Below are 1057 nucleotides of genomic sequence, written 5' to 3'. Positions count from 1 at the left end.
CCACCCGCAGCCGCTCGGCGGCCTTGCCGATGCTGCGCGCCTCGGCGACGGCGACGAAATAGCGGAGCCGGCGAAGATCCATTGGCATACCGAAAATGTATGGGTTGGCGACCAAAATCGTATTGGACGGCGAGTTAACAAAACTGTCATTCTCGGTGTCAATGCTTTGGGCCAACGAGGGCCAGATTCGGAGCGTGATGTGACGACGAACGGCGATCCCTGTCTCTTGTCTGCAACCGAATTGCGCGGCCTCATCGCCGCAAAGCGGATTTCGCCCGTCGAGATCGTCAGCGCCGTGCTGGCGCGCGCCGAGGCGCTCCAGAGCGAGCTGAACTGTTTCATCACGCTCTGCGGCGACGAGGCGATGGCACAGGCGCGCGCGGCCGAGCGCAAGGTGATGGCCGGAGAGCCGCTCGGGCTGCTGCACGGCATCCCCGTCACCGTCAAGGACATCGTCAACACCAAGGGCGTCAAGACGACCTTCGGCGCCGTTCCTTACAAGGACAATGTGCCGAACGAGGATGCCGTCGCGGTCGCGCGACTGCGCGCGGAGGGCGCGATCCTGATTGGCAAGACCACGACGCCGGAATTCGGCAGCAAGTGCCTGACCGATTCGCCCTTGTTCGGTCGCACCCGCAATGCCTGGGACGCGTGTCGTTCCTCCGGCGGCTCCAGCGGCGGCGCGGCGGTCGCTGTTGCCAGCGGCATCGCCCCGCTCGCGATCGCGACCGACGGTGGCGGCTCGACGCGAATTCCGGCCGCCTGCAACGGCGTGGTCGGGCTGAAGCAGAGCAACGGCGTCATCCCGCACAGCCAGGCGCTGGATGTGTTCGGCAACCAGACCTATGTCACGCCGACCACACGTACCGTCGCCGATACGGCGCTGATGATGCAGGTGATGGCCGGTGAGGACGCCTGCGATCCCTGGTCGATCGGCGTTCCCGTTCCGGACTTCGTCGGCATGGTTGCCCCGCGCGGCGATCTGCGCGGGCAGAGGATCCTGTACTGCCTGACCCCGCCAGGCCGTCCGGTGTCCACGGAGGTCGCCGCCAATTTC

Annotated in this window: 2 protein-coding genes; one reads left to right on the top strand and one right to left on the bottom strand. The window is 66.0% G+C overall.

Annotation, left to right across the window (positions count from 1 at the left end):
- A partial coding sequence (locus IC50_RS43865; RefSeq protein ID WP_347369229.1) for a LysR family transcriptional regulator occupies positions 1 to 118 on the bottom strand: 118 nt, incomplete at its 3' end.
- An 81-nt stretch (positions 119 to 199) separates the two neighbouring features.
- Here IC50_RS43865 and IC50_RS00980 point away from each other — a divergent pair.
- Positions 200 to 1057, top strand: an 858-nt coding sequence (locus tag IC50_RS00980) for an amidase (RefSeq protein ID WP_035699445.1), incomplete at its 3' end; no start/stop codon positions are given.

The sequence above is a fragment of the Bradyrhizobium genomosp. I (2014) genome (genome assembly GCF_000261685.1).
Taxonomy (GTDB): Bacteria; Pseudomonadota; Alphaproteobacteria; order Rhizobiales; family Xanthobacteraceae; genus Bradyrhizobium.
The sequence above is the reverse complement of the archived record's forward strand: the minus strand, read 5'-3'. Positions and strand labels throughout refer to the sequence as shown.